Origin of the sequence: Gluconacetobacter johannae (assembly GCF_014174305.1) — a bacterium.
In the GTDB taxonomy this organism is placed as follows: Bacteria; Pseudomonadota; Alphaproteobacteria; order Acetobacterales; family Acetobacteraceae; genus Gluconacetobacter; species Gluconacetobacter johannae.
This window is the reverse complement of the sequence record NZ_JABEQH010000004.1, coordinates 123254-144785: the sequence shown is the minus strand read 5'-3', so window position 1 is coordinate 144785 and position 21532 is coordinate 123254. Positions and strand designations below refer to the sequence as shown.

The window sequence follows — 21532 nt, the reverse complement described above, 5'->3', positions numbered from 1 at the left end:
TCAGGGTCCATGCCCGTCGTGCGGCCAGACCTGGAACGCCAGGGGGTCGATCATGACCCGGCATGGGCCGATGTCCGGGCAGGACGGGTCGGCGACGATATCCAGGACTGCCTCCCCCAGCCGCAGGCGGACCGATCGCTGCCCGTCGCGGACCGCCCCACGATGCAGGATCGTGGCCGGATACTCCCCCCGCCCATCCAGCCGGACCTGATGTGGCCGCACCGCCCAGCGCACGCGCGCGCCAGGCGTCAGGGGCGCGCCCGCGACCCGCAGCGCGACGCCGCCGCCGATGTCGATCCGTGTGGGTGACAGCACGTCTCCCGCGCCGATCGTCCGCGCCCCCAGCAGGCGCGCCGCGATCTCGCCCCCGGGGCGGGAGAAGACCTCGTCCACCGGGCCCGCCCGGATAACGCGCCCCCCATCCAGCAGCAGCAGTTCGTCGGCCAGCAGCATCGCCTCGGCCGGGTCGTGGGTAACCAGGATCGTCGTCGCCCGCACCCCGCCCTGCACCGCCAGGACGTCCTGTCGCAGCCGGGCGCGCAGCGGCGCATCCAGCGCCGAGAACGGCTCATCCAGCAGCACGAGGCCGGCCGATGGCCGGGACAGCGCCCGCGCCAGCGCCACGCGCTGCCTCTGGCCGGGCGACAGTTCATGCGGGTAGCGTCGCGACAGGTCCGCCAGCCCGAACGCCGCCACCCAGTGCGCCACCAGCGCCGGATTGCTGTCCACCGCGAAGCGCACCTGCTCGGCCACCGTCAGATGCGGCGGCAGGGCATACCCCTGCGGGACATAGGCGATGCCGCGCGCCTCGGGCGGCAGGGCGGCCAGATCGCGGCCATCGCACCGGACGACCGAGCCCGCCCCGCGCTCCAGCCCCGCGATGGTACGCAGGCTCATGGACTTGCCCGACCCGGAGGCGCCAAGGATCGCCAGCCGCCGGGCCTGGGTGCGGTACTCCACCCGCAAGGTGAAACCCTCCAGGTTCTGGCGCAGGTCCAGCACCAATGTCCGCCCCGGCCCCGTGGCTGCCGGGCCGGCCGCGACAGGCGGCAGCACATCGCGTGACGGTGCGCGCCCACGGCGGCGCGGCACGGCCACGACCTGCCCCAGCACCAGGACGGTGGCGGCCACCGCCAGGGTGGGCGCCAGCACCGGCAGCATGGCCGGTAGCCCCGCGCCCCCGAAGGCGACATAGGTGAAGACCGGCAGCGAATACGGATGGTAGGCGACCATCATCGTCGCCCCGAATTCGCCGAACGCACGCAGCCACGCCAGCAGCAGCCCGGCCAGGATGGCGCGCCGGGCCACGGGCAGGCCGATGCGGCGGAACACCGCGCCGGGGCCGTACCCCAGGGTCGCCGCGACATCTTCCAGCGCCGGGTCGACCGCCGCGAAGGCCGAGCGGGCCGCGACGATCAGGAAGGGCGCCGCGACGAAAGCCTCGGCCAGCACGATTCCGGCGAAGGATTCGGTCAGCGCGCCATGCGTCAGCCCGCCCAGCACCCCGTTATAGCCCAGCAGGAACAGCAGCAGGATACCGCTGGCCAGCGGCGGCAGGGCCAGCGGCCACTGCACCACGCCCCCCAGCACCGCCACCCGCCAGCCGCGCCCGCGCGCCAGGACATAGCCCAGCGGGACGCCCGCCACGGCAACCAGCGCGGTCGCGGCCGTGGCGCTGGCCACCGACACGCCCGCCGCGTGCAGCAGGGCCGCCCGGTCGACGCCGCGCCAGTCCGCGTCGCCCATCCGCGACAGGCCCGCCACGAACGGCGCCAGCAGATACAGGGTCAGGACACCGCCCAGAATCCGGATCGCCCCGGGCGTACGCCTCATTTACCGGGGGCGACGAACGGACGCAGCAGGTCCGGCAGGGCAGCGGCGTCGCCGGTCAGGGTCGGCCCCACCGTGTCCAGCCCATGCCGGCGCTGGATCGCGCGCCCTTCCCGGCCCAGCAGGAAGGCGACGAATCGTTCGGCCCCCGCCGGGTTGGGCGCATCGCGCAGGATCGTGACCGTATAATGCGCCGCCACCACGATGTCGGGCGGCAGGGCGATGGCGGGAATATGCAGGTCGGCGGTTTCCGTGGCGTAGAAGAAACCGACATCGACCTGACCCGATTGCAGGCGGCCGACCAGGCTTTCCTCCGGCCGGACCTGCTGCGGATTATCGGGCGCGCCCAGCACCCGGGACGCCAGGCCGGGCAGATGGTACGCCGCCTCCGCCCGTTGCAGCATCTGCACCGTCAACGCCCCCTTGGGGTCCAGCACCGGGTCGGTCCGGCCGATGCGGAGTCCGGGCAGTTGCAGGACCTCGTGCCATGGACGGGTTTTCAGGTCGGCGGCGAAGCGGCTGCGCGGGTCGTAGCCGATCATCAGGGGCGAACGGGCGAATTCGATATACCAGCGGACCCGATCGCCATGCCCGGCGCCCAGCGTGTCGTTCAGCTTCGGGCTGGCGCTGATGAAAATGTCGGCGCGGCGCAATCCGCCGCGGATCTGGTTCGCCAATGCACCCGACCCGCCGGCATATCCCACGAAGGCGCCGTCGCCCCGCGCATCGAAGGCCGGGCCGATGCCCTTTTCCATCAGGCTCAGCAGCGAGCCCGCATACAGCACGCTGACCGTTTCCGCCCCTTCGGCACGGGCCAGGATGACGGCCGGCATCCCCCCGGCCAACGCCCCCAGCAGGAATGAGCGTCTATGCATCGCACACCCGTTATTGCGCCGCGTCGGGCGAAAGGACGACAATCGAAATCCCTGTCAGATCATGCACCCCACGGGCCCCGCGCCGGTCGCCCGGCACCACGATCCTCAGATGGGCCGGGCCGAGGTCGGCGCCGTCCATGCGTTGGGCCAGGATGACCTGCTTGCCCTCGAAATCGGGCGCGACCTCGCCCATCGCCAGGGCCGCGCGATAGCGGTCCGCCCCTTCCAGCAGGATCGCACGCGCCGCCAGGTCGCGTGGCGGGCCGCCGACCACCCCGGCGCGGGACAGCACCGACCAGAGCAGCGGTCCCTCGAACCCGCGCGGCGCAGTGTGGTCCTTGCCCGGCGGCACCGTGATGCGGACCACCGGCAGGGCGGCAAGGTCCGCCATGCTCAGGCGATGCGCCACCCCAGCCGTGTCGCGAACGACCAGCCCATCCGCGCGCGCACGCGCGGATGGGCATGTCGTCCCGGCGGACAGGGACAACGCGGCAACCAGCGCCCAATGCGCGATCGGGCGCATGCCGCTTATTTGCCGACCAGAACGTCGGACGCCTTGATGATGGCGACGGCGTCATCGCCGGCCTTCAGGGCCAGTTCGTCAATCGCTTCGTTCGTGATCGAGGAGGTGATGATGATCCCCCCACCCACGTCAATGTGAACGTGGCCTGTGGTCTGACCTTTTTCCACGGTCACGACCTTTCCGGCGATCTGGTTTCTGGCGCTCAGCTTCATAGTCGTTCTGCCTCTGTTACTATGTCAGGTATACTACCATACTATGTCTGGTATGCTACCAATCCATAGTATAGGGCGGTTCCGACTTTTTGTCATTACATTCCCCCAGGCAGCCGCCAGCCATAGCGCAGGGCCGCAAGCCGCAGGCAGAAACAGGTCATCGCGCCCGCACCGGCAACCGCCGCCGCCGGCAGGGCCAGCCGCCGCCCGGCGACCACCACCGACGCCCCGGCCAGCGCCGCCGTGGCATAGATGTCGGACACCAGGATCAGCGGCACCCGCGCCAGCAGGACGTCACGCATCACGCCGCCGCCCACCCCGGTCAGCATGCCCATCAGGGCCGCCGCCAGCGGCCCGATTCCATGCGACAACGCCTTTTCCGCCCCGGCCACGGCAAACAGCGACAGGCCTGCCGCGTCCAGCACCGCCAGCACATGCCCGCCGGGCGCGACATGCAGCATGCGGCGGCAGGCGAACACCCCCAGGCCCGTCAGGAACGCCAGCACCGGATAACGCCAGTCGCGGATGGCGCTGGGCGGGACGGCGCCGATCAGCACATCCCGAATCATGCCGCCGCCCAGCGCCACGACGAATGCCACGACCATGATCCCGAACAGATCCAGCCCCCGCATCATCGCCGCCATCGCGCCCTCGGCGGCGAACACCACCGTTCCGGCCAGGTCGGCACACAGGATGACCATTCCCAGCCCGATCCGCATCACCGGACTCGAAACGGACCCTAGTGATCGGTGGCCGAGGCGGGATGTCCCCCGCCCGGCTCCATCAGGCGGTCCATCACCGACAGCAGCACGCCCGAGGCGACGAAGGCCAGATGGATCCCGACGGTCCAGGCCAGCGCGCGGTTGGTCATGGCATCGACCCGGATGAAGTCGGCCAGCAGATGAATCCCGGACATGGCGACGATGGACGCCATCAGCTTCAGCTTGATATCGCCGAAGGTGACATGCCCGATCCAGCTTGGAAAATCGGGATGTTCGCGGATATCCAGCCGCGACACGAAATTCTCGTAGCCCGAGAACATGACGATCAGCAGCAGGTTCGCCAGCATCACCAGATCGATCAGATCAAGGATTCCGACGAATACATCGTCGAATTGCAGGACGAACACATGGGCCAGCAACCCCCAGGCCAACTGGAAGAACTTGACCGGGATGACGATCAGCCCGACCGCCAGGCCGAGATAGAGCGGGGCCGCCAGCCAGCGCGTGGCGAAGAAGGCACGCTCGGCGACATGTTCCGGGCGTGACGAGGCATCCTGGGGGTGGGGTCCGTCCATCTTGGTCATGCGCGGACCCTACACACCGACCGCACCGCTGTCATGGCTTTCTCCCGCACGGAACGCCGTAATCCGCTCCCGGCCCTCAGTGGCGCGGCGTCAGGATGGCCGCCAGCATGTCCGGCGTGCCGGCAACCCGTTCCAGATGCGGATAGCGCAGGCCGGCATGATACGGGATGGAAAGCGTCAGGTAGCGATCGCCCGCGCGCATCAGCACCGTCAGCGGCGCCGCGTCCCTGGCCTGCGCCGCGACGACCGCATCCTTCAGCACGTCGGGGTCATAGGCCTCGCCGTTCACCGCGACAAGCTGCTCGTCCCGCGTCATGCCCGCCCGCCAGGCCGGGCTGCCCCATTCGACATTCGCCACGCTGCCGCCCTTGCCCAGCATGAACCCGAGCGAGAAGCTGAAATCCGTCACATGCCGAATGGCGGCATAGGACGTCAGATAGTCGTTCGGCCTGTCGGTATAGACCAGGCGGTAGCCCGCGCGCGCAAACCCGTCCAGCGGCGCGTGCGTCGACGTCCGGTCCAGGCGCTGGTGCAGGAACGCAGCCCAGTCGTATGGCTGGATGTCGTTCAAGGCGTGCACGACATCGTCGAAACCGTAGGTGCTGGTCCCGAAGCTGCCGTCGTCGCCGCCGAAGAAATGGCGCGCGAAATCGTCCAGCGACCGCGTATCGCCCGACAGCTTGCGGATCAGCGTGTCGGCATCCAGCCAGACAAGCTGCCCTTCGGAATAATAATCCTCGCTCCGCTGCCAGCTTCGCCACGACAGGGGGGAACGCCGGGCAATGACCGGGTCGTTCGTCGTGTCCTGCAACGGACGCCAGGTCCGGCCCTGCCGCATGTCGTACGTCGCCGCGACCCCGGCCAGCGCCTCGACCACCTGCGGGGCGGTCATCAGGCCGGACCGCGCCGCCAGGACATAGCCCCAGTACTGGGTCTGCCCCTCATAGACCCACAGGCCCGACCCACGTTGCGGCGTGTTGAAATCCGGCGCCCACAGATCGGCCGGGCGGCGGTACTTGCCGTTCCAGGAATGGGTATATTCGTGCGCCAGCAGGTCGCGCGCGGCGAACGTCTTGTCCCAGTCGGTGAAATAGCCGCGCGGGCCGCTGTTCTCGCTCGACCGGTGATGTTCCAGGCCGATGCGGCCCAGTTCATTGGTCAGGGCCAGCAGGAAGTCGTAATGATCGTAATGGTGCGCGCCATACAGCAACCCGGCCTGCGTCACCAGCGCCTGATGGGCCCTGATCTGCGCGTCGGTCGCCGCCAGTTCCGCCGGCTTGTCCGCCACCAGGTTGAGCGTCACCGGCGCGGCGGCGCCGGGCGCCAGGTCGATGCGGCGGAAATACCGTCCGGCGAACAAAGGCGAATCCACCAGCGTGTTGAACGGCACCGCATCGAACGCGACAACCGCGCCGCCCGTCGCCCCGTGTGCGCGCAACGCCGTGCCGTACTGCCAGCCCGCCGGCAGGCGCAAATCGGCCTGCACCGTGATCCGCCGCGTGAAATATCCCGCCGGGTACAGCGCCAGCGCATTCCACTGGACGTTGAGCATGTCCGGCGTCATGACCACGCGCCCTTCCTCGGGCGAGACCGGGGACAGCAACTGGAAGCGGACATCCAGCGCATGCGCCCCCTTGGGCACCTTCAGGTGGAAGGCGCTGACCGTCACCGTGTCGCGCGTCCATTCGACCGGCGCGCCGCCGGCCTGCACGGTCAGGCCGCCGAACTGGTCAAGCGTCCCGGTCGGCGAATGATTGCCCGGCAGCCACATCGGATAGAGCAGGGTCAGGTCCCCGCCCGTCGCGGCCAGGGCGTCGGGCACCGGCACCGTTTCACGGACGGTGAAGATGTGCCGCATTAGGTCCGTCGCATCGACGTCCAGCCTGATGGTCCCGCCGAACGGCACGTCACGCGGGGCGGGAACGGACTCGGGCAGCGCCAGTTGCCGGGGCTGGGGGGCCTCGGCCTGGGCGGGCCGGCCGAACGCCGGCGCGGCGGCCAGCGCGGTGGTCAGGGACAGGGCGAGAAAACGTTTCCGGAGCAGACTCAAGATATGCACCTTCCGGGGCCGATCGGTTGCCATCATCGTCCATCCGAAATGGCATGGAACGATCCGCCCTGTCACGATGCCCCGCTGCGATCCGATCTATGCCATATCCCCGATCGCCCCCGCGCGCCGCGCCCTGGCTCCCATCCAGGCCAGCGGCGCCTGCGCGGCGACGACGCTGACGACGCCGGCCCAGGGCGTCAGGCCCAGATGCCCGTGCGCCACCAGCGCGCCGCCGACCGTCTCGCCCAGCGAAATGCCCAGATTGAATGACGAGATATTGAGGCCGGAGGCAAAATCCACCGCCTGCGGGGCATCGCGTTCCGCCGTTTCCAGCATGGCGGCCTGCACGCCGGGCGACATGCCGAACGCCAGCACGCCCCAGATGAACAGCATGACGACCATGGGCAGCGGATAGGACAGGGTCAGGCCGATGACCGCCAGCGCCGCCCCCAGCAACGCGAACAGCAGGCGCAATGCCGGCTGCCACCCCAACGATGAGGCGAACCGGCCGCCGGCCAGATTGCCCACCAGGGTCGCGGCGCCGAACACCACCAGCAGCACGCTGGCCGTCGTCGAGGAAAAGCCGGTCAGCCCGGTCAGGATCGGCGTGATGAAAGTGAAGGCCGCGAAGCTGGAGCCGAACCCCAGGACGGTCACACACATCATCGCCAGGATCGACGGCTGGCCCAGCGCCGCAAGCTGGGCGGACATCCGCCCGACGCGCGGCGCCGGCATCGACGGCAGCCACCACGCCGTCGCCGCCAGGGCCAGCGCCGCCAGGGCCGCGACCGCGAAGAACGGCAGGCGCCACCCCATCCCGTTGCCCAGGATGCTGCCCAGCGGCACGCCGATCACCATCGCCAGGGTCAGGCCGGAAAACATGATGGCGATCGCCCGGCTGGCCTGGTCGCGCGGCGCCAGCCCGGCCGCGACCGTCGCGCCGATGGCGAAGAAGCTGCCATGCGCCACGGCGGTGACCATCCGCCCCACCAGCAGCGAGGCATAATCGACCGACATCGCCGACAGCAGATTGCCCGCCAGGAACACCGCGACCAGCCCCAGCAGCACCGGCTTGCGCGGAAAGCGCGCCAGCGCCAGCACGACCAGCGGCGTCCCCACGGCCAGGGCCAGCGCATACAGCCCGACCAGTTCGCCCGCCCGGTCCAGCGACACCTTCAGGTCGCCCGCGATGGCGGGCAGGATGCCCACCACCACGAATTCGGCGACGCCGATGGCGAAGGACGTGACGGCCAGCGCCAGCACGCCCGGATGCACGCGCCGTGTTCGGATATCGTTCATGCGTTCCTCCTTATGCGCCTGCGATCAGCCGGCGACCGGATAATCGACATACCCCGCCCCCGCGCCGCCGAAGAACCGGCTGGCGTCCGGTTCGGTCAACCCCAGGCCGCGTTGCAGCCGCGCCGGCAGGTCGGGATTGGCGATGAACGGACGGCCGAAGCCGATCAGGTCGGCCCAGCCCCGGCGAAGGGCATCCTCGGCGCGGGCCAGGGTATATTTCCCGGCATAGACCAGCGTGCCGCCATAGACGAGGCGCAGCGCCTCCTTGAAGGCCGGCGGCATATGGGGCGCATCGTCCCAGTCGGCCTCGGCGACATGGAGGTAGGCGACACCGATCTCGTCCAGCACCCGGGCGGCGGCCAGGTAGGTCGCCTGCGGGGTGTCGTCCACCGCCCCCTGCAAGGTGGTCAGCGGCGCCAGCCGCACGCCGATACGCTCCCCGCCCACGATTTCGGCCACGGCCTGGGTGACCTCGCGCAGGAAACGCAGGCGGTTCGACAGCGACCCGCCATAGGCGTCGGTCCGGGTATTGGCCTGCGAATCGATGAACTGGTTAATCAGGTAGCCGTTGGCGGCATGAAGTTCGACCCCGTCGAAGCCGGCTTCCAGCGCATTGCGCGCCGCCTGGGCGAATTCCTGCACGACGCCTGCGATTTCCGCCACGGTCAGCGCCCTGGGGGCGGAATGCTGCACCATTTCGCCGACGCCGGCCTCCGGTCCGCGCCGGTCGGGGTCTATGAACACCTTCACCCCCTCGGCCAGCAGCGGCGAGGACGACACCGGCGCGCCCCCGCCCGGCTGCAACGCCACGTGCGATACCCGCCCGACATGCCACAACTGGGCGAAGATCCGCCCGCCGCGCGCGTGGACCGCGTCGGTCACCCGCCGCCAGCCGGCAATCTGCGCGGGGCTGTAGATCCCCGGTGTCCAGGCATAGCCCTGGCCCTGCGGGCTGATCTGCGTCCCCTCGCTGACGATCAGGCCGGCCGAGGCGCGCTGGGCATAGTAGTCCGCCATCAGGCTGGTCGCGACGTCGCCCTGCCCCGCGCGGGAGCGTGTCATCGGCGGCATGACGATGCGGTTGGGAAGATCGAGAAGACCCAGCCGATAGGGCGTGAACAGCATGCGATGATCCTTCGGGAAACGGCGCCGCACGGCGCCTGGCCGGTCCGTGGATATCCCACCGGGCGCATCCTGCGAACCATGCGGGCCGGCACAGGATCTTGGAAACAAAGGAACAGGTGACGCGCGAGGTTCGGTCGAACGGCGATGGGACTACGAAGATCACGATTTAAAGAAATTTTTGTTACAAATAACATATCGAAACAATGATAGAGAATTTTTATTAAATTGTGTCAACGATGGATAATAACTTGAAACACTTCATGACAATCTCTAACCAACAATCATTGAAAGCACGCCATTTTCGTGGAGCCACCGTGTCATCCAATCATACCGCCTTGAAATCCATAAAAAATTTTCAGAGATCTGACACTATTCGCAGTTTTTTGCAGGTTTCGACGACAATTTTCCTTCTTTTATTATGTTACGCACTGATTTACGTCGGAATTTACCATGGGCATTACAGCGTCCTGCTGCTGGCGCCGATAGCGTCCGGCCTGTCGGTCAGGACATTCGTCCTGCAGCATGATTTCGGGCACGGGTCGCTCTTTCGCACGGCCTGGGCCAATGACTGGGCCGGCCGGCTGTGCTCGGTGCTGACGCTGACCCCCTACGACCACTGGCGACGTCACCACGGGATCCATCATGGATCGTGGAACAACATCGCCAGCAGGGGAAAGATGTCGAACATCTATTCCGACTGCATCACCGTGGCGGAATATCGCGCCATGTCGACGATGCAGAAACTGTCCTACCGCATCGCCAGCCAGCCGTTCCTGTCGATGTTCGTCATGCCGCCCATCATCTTCTTCCTTGTTTACCGCTATCCGTTCGACACCCCGAAGGGCTGGTGGCGCGAGCGTCTGGGCGTGCACCTGACCAATGTCGCGATCCTGCTGATCTACGCCACCCTCGGCCATGTGGTGGGATATGCGACCATGCTGATGGTCTCGGTGCTGGTGATCTACCCGGCCAGCGTCTTCGGCATCTGGCTGTTCCTGGTGCAGCACAAGTTCGAGGGCGTGCATTGGGAGGCCGACGCCACCTGGAATTCCTTCGACGCGGCGCTGACCGGCTGCTCGCTGTTCAAGCTTCCGCACGTCCTGCAATGGTTTTCCGCCTCGATCGGCTACCATCATGTGCATCATGCCGCCCCCGGCATCCCCAATTACCTGCTGGAGGCATGCCATCACGCCAACCCGGTCTTCCACAACGTGAAGACGCTGGGCCTGCGGGACAGTTGGGCCGAGGTCTGGAGCCACCGGATCTGGGACGAGGACGCCGGCCGGATGGTGGATTTCCGCACGCTCGGCCGGGCGGCCCCGTCAAGCTGACGACGGCCGCGAGCGCTCAGCACACCAGGACACGCCCGACCTCGCGACAGGTCGCCTGCGGCACGCCCTGCGGGTTCCGGATGCTCCATGCCCCCGGCCCCATCGGCTGCGCCTGGTACAGGCCGCGCGTGGCGGCCGTCTGCCGGTCGATATCCTCGCGCAGGGCCTGCGCCTGTCGTTGCCGCTCCATTTCGGCGGGCGAACCGGGCGGCCCCGCCGGCTGCTGCCCCAGTTGGTCGAGCCGGGCGCGATCCCGTTCCACCTGTTCCAGGCCCCGCTGGCGGGCAGAAAATTGCCGCTGCTGGATCTCGGTCTGCAACTGCATGCGTATCCGGGCGCGGTCGGCCGGGTTGGGCGCACAGCCGAACGCACCGGGGCCACATCCCGTCTGCGCCCAGGCGGCCGGCGCCTGCGCCGCCATGCCGCAGATCGCCATCCCGGCGACAACGGCACGCAGGATGCGCGCAGGGACCATGGGGGGCGTATCCCTCACGTCCGTCAGCCGGCGCCCCGCAGGAATGCCTCGAACCGATCCGCATAGTCCGGATGCCAGCGCGACAGTGGCGGGCGGTTCTCGATGATGTCGCTCGCGGCCCAGAGCATCCGGCGTTCATCCACCTGTCGCGTCACCTCGTTGTCGGGACAGAGAATGTAGAAATCGCCCCGCGCCAGTCCCTGCATCATGAAATCGACCGTCTGGGCGGGGGTCCACGCCCCGGCGGGCCTTTCGGTCCGGCCGTTGGCCGTCAGCGGCGTGAAGACGAAGCCCGGAATCAGCAGATGTGCGGAAATCCGGCATCCCGGTCGATTCCGCAGGTCGTGCTGCACCGCTTCGGCGAAGGCCTTCACCCCGGCCTTGGCGACGTTATAGGCCGGATCGCCCGGCGGGGTCGTGATCCCCTGCTTGGACCCGGTGACGATCACCAGCCCCGGATGCCCGTCCGCGATCATGCCCGGAAGGACCGCCTGCACCGTGCGGATCACGCCATGCAGGTTGGTGTCCAGAATCCGGTCCCAGGCGTCATCGGGCCCCAGGATATCGCTGCCCGGCTGCACTGCCGCGTTGGCCATCAGGATATCGACCCGGCCGAAGGCGTCGCGGGCTTCGGCCTCCAGCATCTGCAGATCCTCGCGCACCGTCACGTCGCACCGCAGGCCGCGCACCGCGTCGCGCCCGCGGGGCGACGCCGCCGCGATGTCCTCGACCGCGCGGGCCAGCCCCTCGGCGTTCACATCCGCGACGACGACCGAAAGCCCCAGGCCGGCAAAGGCCCGGCAGGCCGCCAGCCCGATCCCCGAGGCGCCGCCGGTCACGATCGCGACGCGGGAAGGCTGGATGCAGATATGGTTCATGTTCTCGTCCTCCATCGCCGGGGGCGAGCCGGCCCGGATCAGGGGGCGCGCGTAAAGCGCGCGGCCAGCCATTGCCGCATCAGGGCGTAGGACCGCGCCGCCGCCCTGGCGTCATAGCGGCACATGCCGGTCGGGGCGGTCGCCTCGGTCTCGGTGAAACAATGCACCGCATGGCCGATCACCACAAACTGCCAGTCCGTGGGCGTCTGCCGCATCTCGTCCAGGAAGGCGCCGAAGTCGGGGGATGTCGTCGCGTCGTCGGCGCCGTTCATGACCAGCACGTCCGCCCTGATGTGCCGGGCCAGCGCCGGGTCGTCCGTCGTCAGGTTTCCGTGGAACGACACGACCGCCTTCACGTCCGCCCCGCTGCGCGCCAGATCCAGCACGGCGGCCCCGCCGAAGCAGAAGCCGATGGCGGCCAGGCGGGACATGTCGATCGGCGCCGTCGCGGCCTGGGACCTCAGTTCATCCAGCGCCCGCCGGACGCGCGCGCGCATCAGCACGCGATCGGACAGCAGGGGTTTCACCGCCGCCATCGCCTGCCCGTCATCGGCCGGGCGGATCGTCGCCCCGTACATGTCGGTCAGCAGGATGACGTAATCCCGCCCCGCGATCATTTTGGCCTTGTCGATGGCGATCGCATTCACACCATGCCAGTTGGGCACCATGACCAGGCCCGGACGCCTTGTCGCGACCGCGTCGTCATAGACCAGGACGCTCTGGAACCGCATCCCGTCCAGCGCCCAGCCCACCGGCTTTGCAACCATCCGCGCCCATGCGGGCGGGGCGGCCAGGATGCCGAGGAGAAGCGCCGCACATCCGGTCAATCGGCTGGAACAGATCATCGGACAATCCCGAAAGCGTCCGCCCCCGCGTCCCCGGCGGACAGGGGGTATGCGGCCGTGGACACGAAGCGTCTCAGACCTGCCGCGGTTCCAGCACCGCGCCTGTCGCGGGCTCGGCGTCCCGCGACCGACGCAGCGCCACGTAGCGCCGGACGCCGTACAGCGCCAGCACGAACAGGGCGCAGCCCAGGCTGGACAGGGCGGTCGCCCTTTGCCGCACGTCCAGCAGCATGGCGCTGTAGATTCCGCCCATCCCCGCCACCACGAGGTAATTGAGCCAGGGAAAGAACGGCAGCGTGGGAAATGCGAACCGATGGCCCGCCCGTTCCAGCCTGCCCCGCACCGCAAGATGCGCGGTGACGATCAGCATATAGACCAGCAGGATCACCGCCCCACTGGCGCCCAGCAGGAAGGCGAAGATCGTATTCGGCGCCAGGATGGACGAAAACGCGACCAGCAGCCCGGAGAGGCTGCTGACGACGACGGCGCGCGTCGGCACCCCCTGCGCCGACACCCCGCCGAACCAGCGCGGGGCCTCCCCCGCCGCCGCCAGCCCCAGCAGCACCCGCGAGGTGATGTAGATGCTGGAATTGAGGCAGGAAAAGATCGCGCTGAAGACCACCAACTGGATAATCAACGCTGCTCCGGGGATGCCCATCGCCACCATCGCCGTCACGAAGGGCGAGTGTCCCGGCAGGATATCCGTCCAGGGCACCGAACACAGGATCAGCCCGATCGAGCTGACATAGAACAGCGAGATCCGCATGGCGGTGGTGCGGGTGACCCGTGCGATATTGGACTCGGCGTCTTCGGTCTCGGCGGCCGCGACGGTCGCCGTTTCCGACCCCATCATCGAGAACAGGATCGTCGGAATCATGCCCACGATCGCCAGCGCGCCATGCGGCATCGGGCCGCCATGCGCCGTCAGGTTCGCCATCACATGGGGGGCGTGGCCCAGCCCGTGCAGGACGAACAGCAGGCTGGTCCCGATGAACCCCACGACGCAGACCAGCTTGACCGCCGCCAGCCAGAATTCGCATTCGCCGAACAGATCGACCGATATCATGTTGATGAGCTTGACCATCAGCACCAGCAGCACCGCCAGCATCCAGATCGGCAGCGGCACCCAGTCCCGCAGCAGGATGGCCCCCGCGATCGCCTCGCTGCCGATGACGATGACCCAGTAGAACCAGTACAGCCAGCCGCTGAGGAACCCGGCCCATTCGCCGTTGCCCAGCCGGATATAGTCGATGAACGACCCCCGGCCCGGCACGGCCAGCAGCATCTCGCCCAGCGCGCGCAGCACGACCATGACCAGCGCGCCGGTCGCCATGTAGCCCAGCAGGACGGCGGGCCCGGCCCCCGCCACGGCCACGCTGCTGCCCACGAACAGGCCCGCGCCGACGATGCCGCCGAACGCGATCATCGAGACATGACGAGTCTTGAGCCTGCCCGGATCGGTCGATCCGGGCCGCCGCGAAAGTCCGGCCATCTGCTCGCCCCCTGTCAATTGCCGGGGAAACGTTACGGTACTGCGCCAGTCTGTTCAACAACCGCGACATCCACGATCAGCCGCTCGACGATCGTAGCGTCGGCCAGTGTCGACAGGTCGCCCAGCGCGTCCAGTTCGTTGCTGGCGATCTTGCGTAGCAGGCGCCTGACGATCTTGCCCGATCGCGTCTTGGGCAGGTCCGGCACGACATAGACCTGTTCGGGGGCCGCGTATCGCCCGATCCCGCGGCTGATGACCAGGGCGGCTTCCTGCGCCAGGGCCGGGTCCGCCCCGCCGCGCGGCACGACGAAGACGACCAGCCCCTGGCCCTTCAGGTCGTGGGGCACGCCCACTGCGGCGCACTCGGCGAAACGATGATCGGTCGCGACCACGTCCTCGACCTCCGCCGTGCCGATGCGATGGCCGGACACGTTGATGACGTCGTCGATGCGGCCGGTGATCCAGTAATAGCCGTCCGCGTCCCGCCGCGCCCCGTCGCCGGAAAAATAATAGCCTTCATGGAACGAGAAATAGGTCTGGCGAAAGCGCGCATGGTCGCCCCAGATGGTCCGGGCCTGCCCCGGCCACGACCGGGCGATGCACAGGCAGCCCTCGCCTTCGCCCGTGACGATGCGGCCCTTGTCGTCCAGCAGCACGCACTCCACGCCCGGCAGCGGCAACGTCGCCGAACCGGGCTTCTGCGGCACGGCCGCCGGGACCGGGGCGATCAGGATGCCGCCCGTTTCGGTCTGCCACCAGGTATCGACGACCGGGCAGCGGCCCCGGCCGACCACATCGTGGAACCACAGCCAGGCGTCGGCGCTGATCGGTTCGCCCACGCTGCCCAGCAGGCGCAGGCTGGACAGGGCATATCGGGCGACGACATCGTCGCCCTCGCGCATCAGGGCGCGGATCGCGGTGGGCGCGGTATAGAATGTCGTGACCTTGTGCGTGTCGATCACCTCCCACCACCGCCCCGGCGCGGGGTGGGACGGCAGCCCCTCGAACAGGACCACGGTACCGCCGTTCGCCAGCGGTCCGTAGACCACGTAGGTGTGGCCGGTGATCCAGCTGATGTCCGCCGTGCACCAGAAGATGTCGCCCGGCTTGTGGTCGAAGACCAGGGCATGGGTGTAGGACGCCCACACCATGTAGCCGCCGGTGGTATGGACCATGCCCTTGGGCTTGCCGGTGCTGCCCGAGGTATACAGGACGAACAGCGGGGCCTCGGCCTCCATGATGGCGGGCGCGCAGTCGGCCGCCGCCGCCGCCAGCAGGGGGGCCAGCGCCAGGTCGCGCCCGGCGCGCATCGGCGTTTCGGCGCCCGTCACGGCCAGGACCAGCACATGCCGCACATCATGCCCCGTGGCGCGCTCCAGGGCCTCGTCCATCGTCGGCTTCAGGGGGATGCGCTTGCCGCCCCGGCGCCCTTCGTCCGCGGTCAGGACGACGACGGCGCCGCTGTTCACCAGCCGGTCCGCCAGCCCTTCGGCCGAGAAGCCGCCGAACAGGACGACGTGAACCGCGCCGATCCGCGCGCAGGCCAGCATCGCGACCACGCCTTCGACGACCATCGGCAGATGGATCGCCACCCGGTCGCCGCGCCCCACGCCCAGGTCGCGCAGCACGTTGGCCATCCGGCAGACCCGTTCATGCAGCGCCCGGTAGGTCAGCCGTTCGACCTGCCCCTCGTCCTGGCCCTGCCAGACCAGCGCGACCTGGTCGCCGCGTTCGGCCAGATGGCGGTCGAGGCAGGTGACGCTGGCATTGAGCCTGCCGTCCGCGAACCAGCGGATCGCGATGTCGCCCTCGAATGACGAGGACGACGCGATGGTGGGAAACGAGGCCCACGCGATGCGTCCGGCCTGTTCCAGCCAGAACCGTTCCGGATGATGCAGCGCATCATCCTTCATCTGGCGCAGGCGGGCGGAATCCACGGCGGCCTGCGCCGCGAAGGATGGGGGAGCGGGGAAAATTGATGATTCTGACACGGCCTGTTCAATCCGTATGGGTTGATCGGTATGAAATCCGATTTCTTGGGCGTCTTTTCCACTGGCGAATATAACGGCTTCGTCCCCGTGACACGAGCCTTATTCCCATGCCGGCTTTGGGGATCAGCTATCCCCCGAACCGGACGACGGCACCGGGGTGAAGGTGAACGGAAGCGAATCCCGGCGATTGATGTCCGGCGCCAGGCGGTGATGCAAAGGGGGGAACGCACGCGACCGGCATTCGGTCCATTCGCACAAATGACAGGAAATTCCAACAGGTATGGCCGGGGCCTGAAGATTCAGCCGATCGGAATAGACGATCTCGCCGGCCCGGGTGATGTCGCATCCCATGGCGATGGCATGCACCGGGCGGATATCGTTCCATCCGGTTGAAATGCCCGTGACCGTGCGCGAGAAGCACAGGAACGTCCGGCCGTCGGTGAACTGCGCCACCTGCGCCTGGGTGACGCCGGGCGTGGAAAAGCAGGTATTGGCGTTCCATTGCGGGCAGGAATTTCCCTGGCGCGGCACCGGAAAACCGCAGGCGGAAAAACTCTTGGTGATGTTGCCCGCCGGATCGGTCCGCACGAAGAAAAACGGCACGCCGCGTTCGCCGGGCTTCTGCAGGGTCGACAGCCGTTGCGCCGCCTGCTGGTACGACACTCCGAAGCGGGCGGACAGGATATCGAGGTCGTAGCGCAACGCGGTCGCGGCCGACAGGAAGGCCGAATACGGCATCAGCAGCGCGGCGGCGGCATAGTTCACCAGGCCGATGCGGATAAACAGGCGTGCCTCCTCGCTGCTGGGCGCGATGTCGTGCAGCAGGCGCTCCACGCTGTCGCGGCCCTCGATCAGCATCAGCTGGAACGCAAGCTGGAATCCACGGCTTTCCCGCGGCAGCAGGTCGGACAGCAGCAGCAGGCGGCTGTCGGGATCGTAGCGCCGGAACGCCCCGTCCAGGGCCGCGATCCGCACCACGATTCCATGATGCCGGCGCAGCCGGGTCGCGATCATATGGTTGCTTTCCGACGGCGGCAGCGCATCGGCGTCGGGCAGGCGCGCGCCATGCGCCATGTCCGTACGCACCCGTTCGGCGGCCTCCTCCAGCTCGGAAAAGTAGTTCAGGCGCTCGTCATAGACCAGACGCGCCTCCTCCTGCGGCAGGATCACGCGCGTGCCGGTGGGCAGCATCAGGCGCGTCGCGTCGTGATGGGCCGCCCGGAACGCCTGATGCAGCGTCAGGACCGCCCGCGCGGCGTCGGGCTGCGCCGCCAGGACGGCGATTTCCTGCGCCGGCACCCCATGCGCGCCCAGCAGCGGGTCGCACAGGGCCTCGTGCAACAGGCCTTCCAGCCGATGTTCGTCAACGCCCGACAGGGTTTCGATCGATACGTCCAGCGCCCGCGTCAGCTTTATCAGCAGCGACGCCGTCACGCTGCGCTGGTCATGCTCGATCAGGTTGAGATAACTGGACGATATGCCAAGCCGCGTGGCCAGTCCCTGCTGGGACAGCGACCGTTCGGTCCGCAGCCGCCGGATGATGCGGCCGATGCGCGTAGGGGCCATGATTTTTCCTCGTTTTACAAATACACAAAACGACTTGTAAAACCATTTACAGCATTCATCTTCGCCTATCCTCTTTTATATGGCGCATATTAGCGCATCCCCCTTAACTGATGAAACAAGACGATCGAAGAAGGGGGTCCGTCAATGTCCATCGAATCCATCGAAACCTTCATGAACGATCCGGAACGCTTCGCCGGCATCCAGCGCGACCATGACGCGCGCGACGTGGCGCGGTTGTCCGGCTCGTTCCGCATCCGCCATACCCTGGCCGAAATGGGGGCCGCGCGCCTGTGGCACCTGCTGAAGACCGAGCCCTACATCAACGCGCTGGGCGCGCTGACCGGCAACCAGGCGATGCAGCAGGTCAAGGCCGGGCTGAAGGCCATCTACCTGTCCGGCTGGCAGGTCGCGGCCGACGCCAACCTGGCGGGCGAGATGTATCCCGACCAGTCGCTGTATCCGGTCAATTCGGTGCCCAACGTCGTGCGCCGCATCAACAATGCGCTGCGCCGCTGTGACGAGATCGCGACCCAGGAAGGCGATCGCGGCCAGTACTGGATGGCCCCGATCGTGGCGGACGCCGAGGCCGGGTTCGGCGGCCCGCTGAACGTCTTCGAACTGATGCGCGCGATGATCGCGGCGGGCGCCGCCGGCGTGCATTTCGAGGACCAACTGGCGTCGGAGAAGAAATGCGGCCATCTGGGCGGCAAGGTGCTGATCCCGATCAGCCAGCATATCCGCTCGCTGAACGCGGCGCGCCTGGCGGCGGATGTCGAAGGCGTGCCCACCGTGCTGATCTGCCGCACCGACAGCCACGCGGCGCAGTTGCTGACGTCGGACATCGACGAACGCGACCGGCCGTTCCTGACCGGCGAGCGCACCCGCGAAGGCTTCTTCCGCATCCGCGAGGGCCTGGGCGTGGACTACGCCATCGCCCGCTCGCTGGCCTACGCCCCCTATGCCGACCTGCTGTGGTGGGAGACGTCGGAGCCCAACCTGAAGGAGGCCGAGCAGTTCGCCGAAGCCATCCACAAGCAGTATCCGGGCAAGATGCTGGCCTATAACTGCTCGCCCTCCTTCAATTGGAAGAAGAAGCTGTCGCCGCGCGAAATCGCCGAATTCCAGCGCACCATCGGCGCGATGGGCTACCGGTTCCAGTTCGTGACGCTGGCCGGCTTCCACAGCCTGAACTATTCGATGTTCAAGCTGGCGCACGGCTACGCGGAACGCGGCATGGCGGCCTATTCCGAACTGCAGGAAGCCGAGTTCGGGGCCGAGGTCGACGGCTACACCGCCACGCGCCACCAGCGCGAGGTCGGCACGGGCTGGTTCGACGCCGTCGCGACCGTGGCGGGGGGTGGGCATACCTCCACCGCCGCCATGGCGGGCTCGACGGAAACCGACCAGTTCCACGCCGATGTGTCGTTCGACAAGAACACCGCACCCGCCTGATCTTTTCACGTTCGGAAAATCACTGTCCAGACTAACGTTTTTGGGGGAAACATCATGTCCCGTCGCACGATCGGCCAACTGCGTATCGACCACGCCCTTGACGATTTCGTCACGCAGGAGGTCCTGCCCGGCACGGGTGTCGACGCCACCCGTTTCTGGACCGGATTTTCCGAAATCGTCGCCACCTTCACGCCGAAGATCCTGAACGCACTGGCGCGGCGACGCCTGATGCAGCAGGCCGTGGACCAGATCCTGACATCGCCCGGGCATGACCCGGGCGACATCGGGGCGCAGATCAAGACCTTGCACGATGTCGGATATATCGCGAAGGAACCGAAGGCTTTCTCGATCACGACCACGCATGTCGATGACGAGATCGCACGGATCGCCGGCCCGCAGCTTGTGGTGCCGGTCACCAACGCCCGCTACGCCCTGAATGCCGCCAACGCACGGTGGGGCAGCCTGTATGACGCGCTGTACGGCACGGACGCCGAACCGTACACCGGCGGCTGCATTCCCGGCGCCGCCTTCGACACCGCACGCGGAGACCTGGTGATCCGTCGCGTCAGGCTGCTGCTGGACGAGATCATGCCCCTGGCGCGCGGCAACCACGCGGACGTGACGCGCTATCACGTCACGGACGGCGGGCTGGTCGCCGATTTCGGGGACGGCTCCGCCCCCGCCGGGTTGCGCGTACCGGCGCAATTCGCCGGGTTCTCGGGTCCCGCCCACGCGCCGCGCGTCGTCCTGCTCCGCAATAACGGGCTGCATATCGAACTGTGCTTCGACCGCTCCTCGGCGATCGGCAGCCGCGACCGCGCCGGCGTGTCGGACGTCATCGCCGAATCCGCGCTCAGCACCATCATGGATTGCGAGGACAGCGTCGCGGCCGTGGATGTCGAGGACAAGATCCTGGTCTATCGCAACTGGCTGGGCCTGATGCAGGGCACGCTCACGGCCTCGTTCCGCAAGGGCGGCCGCCTGCTGGAACGGCGCCTGGCCCCCGATCGCCATTATACCGCGCCCGATGGCACGACACTGGCGCTGCCCGGACGCAGCCTGATGCTGATCCGCAACGTGGGCCATCACATGTTCACCGACGCGGTCCTGGACCAGGCCGACCATCCGGTGCCCGAAGGCGTACTGGACGCGGCGATCACCGCGGCCATCGGCCTGCATGATCTGCGCGGCGGGTCGCGGACGACCAACAGCCGGGCGGGGTCGATCTATATCGTCAAGCCGAAGATGCATGGGCCGGAGGAAGTCGCCCTGTCGAACGCCCTGTTCGCACGGGTCGAACGCCTGCTGGACCTGGCGCCGAACACCATCAAGATGGGCATCATGGACGAGGAACGGCGCACCAGCGCCAACCTGGCCGCCTGCATCCATGCCGCCCGCGAACGGGTGGTCTTCATCAATACCGGCTTCCTGGACCGGACCGGCGACGAAATCCATTACTGCATGCAGGCCGGCCCCGTCGTGCGTAAGGCCGACATGCGTGCCGAACCCTGGATGGCGGCCTACGAGCAGCGCAACGTGGCCATCGGCCTGGCCTGCGGCCTGAAGGGAAAGGCCCAGATCGGCAAGGGCATGTGGGCGATGCCCGACCGCATGGCCGACATGATGGCGCAGAAATCGGCGCATCCCCGCGCCGGCGCCAACACGGCATGGGTGCCCTCGCCCACGGCGGCGACGCTGCACGCGCTGCATTATCATTTCACCGATGTCGCCGCGGTCCAGGCGCGTCTGCAAACCGTGCCGCCGGCGCCGATCGAACCGTTGCTGACCCTGCCGCTGGCCCGGACGCCCGACTGGTCGGCCGCCGAAATCCGCGAGGAACTGGACAACAACATACAAGGCATCCTGGGCTATGTCGTGCGCTGGGTGGACATGGGCATCGGCTGCTCCAAGGTGCCGGACCTGCATGATGTCGGGCTGATGGAAGATCGGGCGACCCTGCGTATTTCCTCGCAGCATGTGGCGAACTGGCTGCGTCACGCCGTCGTCTCGGAGGACGATGTGCGGGCGTCGATGGCGCGCATGTCCAGCATCGTCGACGACCAGAACCGGGACGAGGCCGGCTATCGCCCCCTGTCGCGCAACATGACCGGGCCGGCCTTCCGCGCCGCCTCCGACCTGGTGTTCAAGGGCGCCGTGCAACCCAACGGCTATACCGAGGCCACGCTGCACCGCTGGCGGCGGGCGGCAAAGGATGCCGCCCCACACACCCGGCAGACGACGCCCGAACTGGACCGGGCGTCGCTGTAGGGGGCCGACAGGGG

18 protein-coding genes are annotated in these 21532 nt (G+C 67.9%); 3 read left to right on the top strand and 15 right to left on the bottom strand.

Going from position 1 to position 21532, the window contains the following annotated elements; all coding sequences use genetic code 11:
- From HLH21_RS04160 to HLH21_RS04120, 9 genes are all read right to left on the bottom strand, one after another.
- Complete coding sequence (locus HLH21_RS04160) at positions 1-1833, bottom strand: ABC transporter ATP-binding protein/permease (RefSeq protein ID WP_182941599.1); 1833 nt, start codon at positions 1831-1833, stop codon at positions 1-3.
- The gene (locus HLH21_RS04155; RefSeq protein ID WP_182941597.1) at positions 1830-2705 is read right to left on the bottom strand and encodes an extracellular solute-binding protein; all 876 of its coding nucleotides are present in this window, start codon (positions 2703-2705) and stop codon (positions 1830-1832) included. Before HLH21_RS04155 ends, HLH21_RS04160 begins: the two co-directional genes overlap by 4 nt.
- Before the next feature lie 10 nt (positions 2706-2715).
- Positions 2716-3228, bottom strand: a complete 513-nt coding sequence (locus HLH21_RS04150; RefSeq protein WP_182941595.1) for a molybdopterin-dependent oxidoreductase — start codon at positions 3226-3228, stop codon at positions 2716-2718.
- A gap of 5 nt (positions 3229-3233) precedes the next feature.
- A complete protein-coding gene (locus tag HLH21_RS04145; protein ID WP_182941593.1) occupies positions 3234-3440 on the bottom strand; it encodes a TOBE domain-containing protein in 207 nt (68 codons plus the stop codon).
- Positions 3441-3535: 95 nt separating this feature from the next.
- Positions 3536-4141, bottom strand: coding sequence for a trimeric intracellular cation channel family protein (locus HLH21_RS04140; RefSeq protein WP_246379192.1), 606 nt, complete (start codon positions 4139-4141; stop codon positions 3536-3538).
- A 38-nt stretch (positions 4142-4179) separates the two neighbouring features.
- A complete protein-coding gene (locus tag HLH21_RS04135; RefSeq protein ID WP_373319659.1) occupies positions 4180-4737 on the bottom strand; it encodes a TIGR00645 family protein in 558 nt (185 codons plus the stop codon).
- Positions 4738-4822: 85 nt separating this feature from the next.
- Positions 4823-6829 carry a M61 family metallopeptidase gene (locus tag HLH21_RS04130; RefSeq protein WP_182941696.1) on the bottom strand — a complete coding sequence of 669 codons (2007 nt, stop codon included), beginning with the start codon at positions 6827-6829 and terminating at the stop codon, positions 4823-4825.
- A gap of 63 nt (positions 6830-6892) precedes the next feature.
- A complete protein-coding gene (locus tag HLH21_RS04125) occupies positions 6893-8095 on the bottom strand; it encodes an MFS transporter (protein WP_182941589.1) in 1203 nt (400 codons plus the stop codon).
- Between the two features lie 24 nt (positions 8096-8119).
- Positions 8120-9220 (bottom strand): alkene reductase, encoded by a 1101-nt coding sequence (locus tag HLH21_RS04120; RefSeq protein ID WP_182941588.1) that lies wholly within the window; start codon positions 9218-9220, stop codon positions 8120-8122.
- Between the two features lie 383 nt (positions 9221-9603).
- On the opposite strand from HLH21_RS04120, the gene HLH21_RS04115 reads away from it, so the two are divergent.
- A complete protein-coding gene (locus HLH21_RS04115; protein ID WP_182941586.1) occupies positions 9604-10551 on the top strand; it encodes a fatty acid desaturase family protein in 948 nt (315 codons plus the stop codon).
- A gap of 16 nt (positions 10552-10567) precedes the next feature.
- Here the strand turns inward: HLH21_RS04115 and HLH21_RS04110 are convergent, their stop codons facing one another.
- The 6 genes from HLH21_RS04110 to HLH21_RS04085 form a co-directional block, all read right to left on the bottom strand.
- Positions 10568-11026 (bottom strand): hypothetical protein, encoded by a 459-nt coding sequence (locus HLH21_RS04110; protein WP_182941584.1) that lies wholly within the window; start codon positions 11024-11026, stop codon positions 10568-10570.
- Between the two features lie 23 nt (positions 11027-11049).
- Positions 11050-11976, bottom strand: a complete 927-nt coding sequence (locus tag HLH21_RS04105; RefSeq protein WP_220789666.1) for an SDR family NAD(P)-dependent oxidoreductase — start codon at positions 11974-11976, stop codon at positions 11050-11052.
- On the bottom strand, positions 11943-12749 hold the full coding sequence (locus HLH21_RS04100; protein ID WP_182941582.1) for a dienelactone hydrolase family protein: 807 nt from the start codon (positions 12747-12749) through the stop codon (positions 11943-11945). Before HLH21_RS04100 ends, HLH21_RS04105 begins: the two co-directional genes overlap by 34 nt.
- 73 nt (positions 12750-12822) lie before the next feature.
- Positions 12823-14241 carry an amino acid permease gene (locus tag HLH21_RS04095; RefSeq protein WP_182941580.1) on the bottom strand — a complete coding sequence of 473 codons (1419 nt, stop codon included), beginning with the start codon at positions 14239-14241 and terminating at the stop codon, positions 12823-12825.
- Between the two features lie 32 nt (positions 14242-14273).
- A complete protein-coding gene (gene acs, locus HLH21_RS04090) occupies positions 14274-16232 on the bottom strand; it encodes an acetate--CoA ligase (RefSeq protein ID WP_182941578.1) in 1959 nt (652 codons plus the stop codon).
- Between the two features lie 123 nt (positions 16233-16355).
- The gene (locus tag HLH21_RS04085) at positions 16356-17798 is read right to left on the bottom strand and encodes a helix-turn-helix domain-containing protein (protein ID WP_182941576.1); all 1443 of its coding nucleotides are present in this window, start codon (positions 17796-17798) and stop codon (positions 16356-16358) included.
- Between the two features lie 144 nt (positions 17799-17942).
- On the opposite strand from HLH21_RS04085, the gene aceA reads away from it, so the two are divergent.
- The gene (aceA, locus tag HLH21_RS04080) at positions 17943-19250 is read left to right on the top strand and encodes an isocitrate lyase (protein ID WP_182941574.1); all 1308 of its coding nucleotides are present in this window, start codon (positions 17943-17945) and stop codon (positions 19248-19250) included.
- A 54-nt stretch (positions 19251-19304) separates the two neighbouring features.
- On the top strand, positions 19305-21518 hold the full coding sequence (locus tag HLH21_RS04075; RefSeq protein WP_182941572.1) for a malate synthase G: 2214 nt from the start codon (positions 19305-19307) through the stop codon (positions 21516-21518).
- Positions 21519-21532: the final 14 nt, after the last annotated feature.

Coding starts and splice junctions, on each gene's coding strand:
- HLH21_RS04160 (WP_182941599.1), bottom strand. CDS start 1,833: ATGAGGCGTACGCCCGGGGCGATCCGGATTCTGGGCGGTGTCCTGACC.
- HLH21_RS04155 (WP_182941597.1), bottom strand. CDS start 2,705: ATGCATAGACGCTCATTCCTGCTGGGGGCGTTGGCCGGGGGGATGCCG.
- HLH21_RS04150 (WP_182941595.1), bottom strand. CDS start 3,228: ATGCGCCCGATCGCGCATTGGGCGCTGGTTGCCGCGTTGTCCCTGTCC.
- HLH21_RS04145 (WP_182941593.1), bottom strand. CDS start 3,440: ATGAAGCTGAGCGCCAGAAACCAGATCGCCGGAAAGGTCGTGACCGTG.
- HLH21_RS04140 (WP_246379192.1), bottom strand. CDS start 4,141: ATGGTCATCCTGTGTGCCGACCTGGCCGGAACGGTGGTGTTCGCCGCC.
- HLH21_RS04135 (WP_373319659.1), bottom strand. CDS start 4,737: ATGGACGGACCCCACCCCCAGGATGCCTCGTCACGCCCGGAACATGTC.
- HLH21_RS04130 (WP_182941696.1), bottom strand. CDS start 6,829: ATGGCAACCGATCGGCCCCGGAAGGTGCATATCTTGAGTCTGCTCCGG.
- HLH21_RS04125 (WP_182941589.1), bottom strand. CDS start 8,095: ATGAACGATATCCGAACACGGCGCGTGCATCCGGGCGTGCTGGCGCTG.
- HLH21_RS04120 (WP_182941588.1), bottom strand. CDS start 9,220: ATGCTGTTCACGCCCTATCGGCTGGGTCTTCTCGATCTTCCCAACCGC.
- HLH21_RS04110 (WP_182941584.1), bottom strand. CDS start 11,026: ATGGTCCCTGCGCGCATCCTGCGTGCCGTTGTCGCCGGGATGGCGATC.
- HLH21_RS04105 (WP_220789666.1), bottom strand. CDS start 11,976: ATGGCTGGCCGCGCGCTTTACGCGCGCCCCCTGATCCGGGCCGGCTCG.
- HLH21_RS04100 (WP_182941582.1), bottom strand. CDS start 12,749: ATGATCTGTTCCAGCCGATTGACCGGATGTGCGGCGCTTCTCCTCGGC.
- HLH21_RS04095 (WP_182941580.1), bottom strand. CDS start 14,241: ATGGCCGGACTTTCGCGGCGGCCCGGATCGACCGATCCGGGCAGGCTC.
- HLH21_RS04085 (WP_182941576.1), bottom strand. CDS start 17,798: ATGGCCCCTACGCGCATCGGCCGCATCATCCGGCGGCTGCGGACCGAA.
- aceA (WP_182941574.1), top strand. CDS start 17,943: ATGTCCATCGAATCCATCGAAACCTTCATGAACGATCCGGAACGCTTC.
- HLH21_RS04075 (WP_182941572.1), top strand. CDS start 19,305: ATGTCCCGTCGCACGATCGGCCAACTGCGTATCGACCACGCCCTTGAC.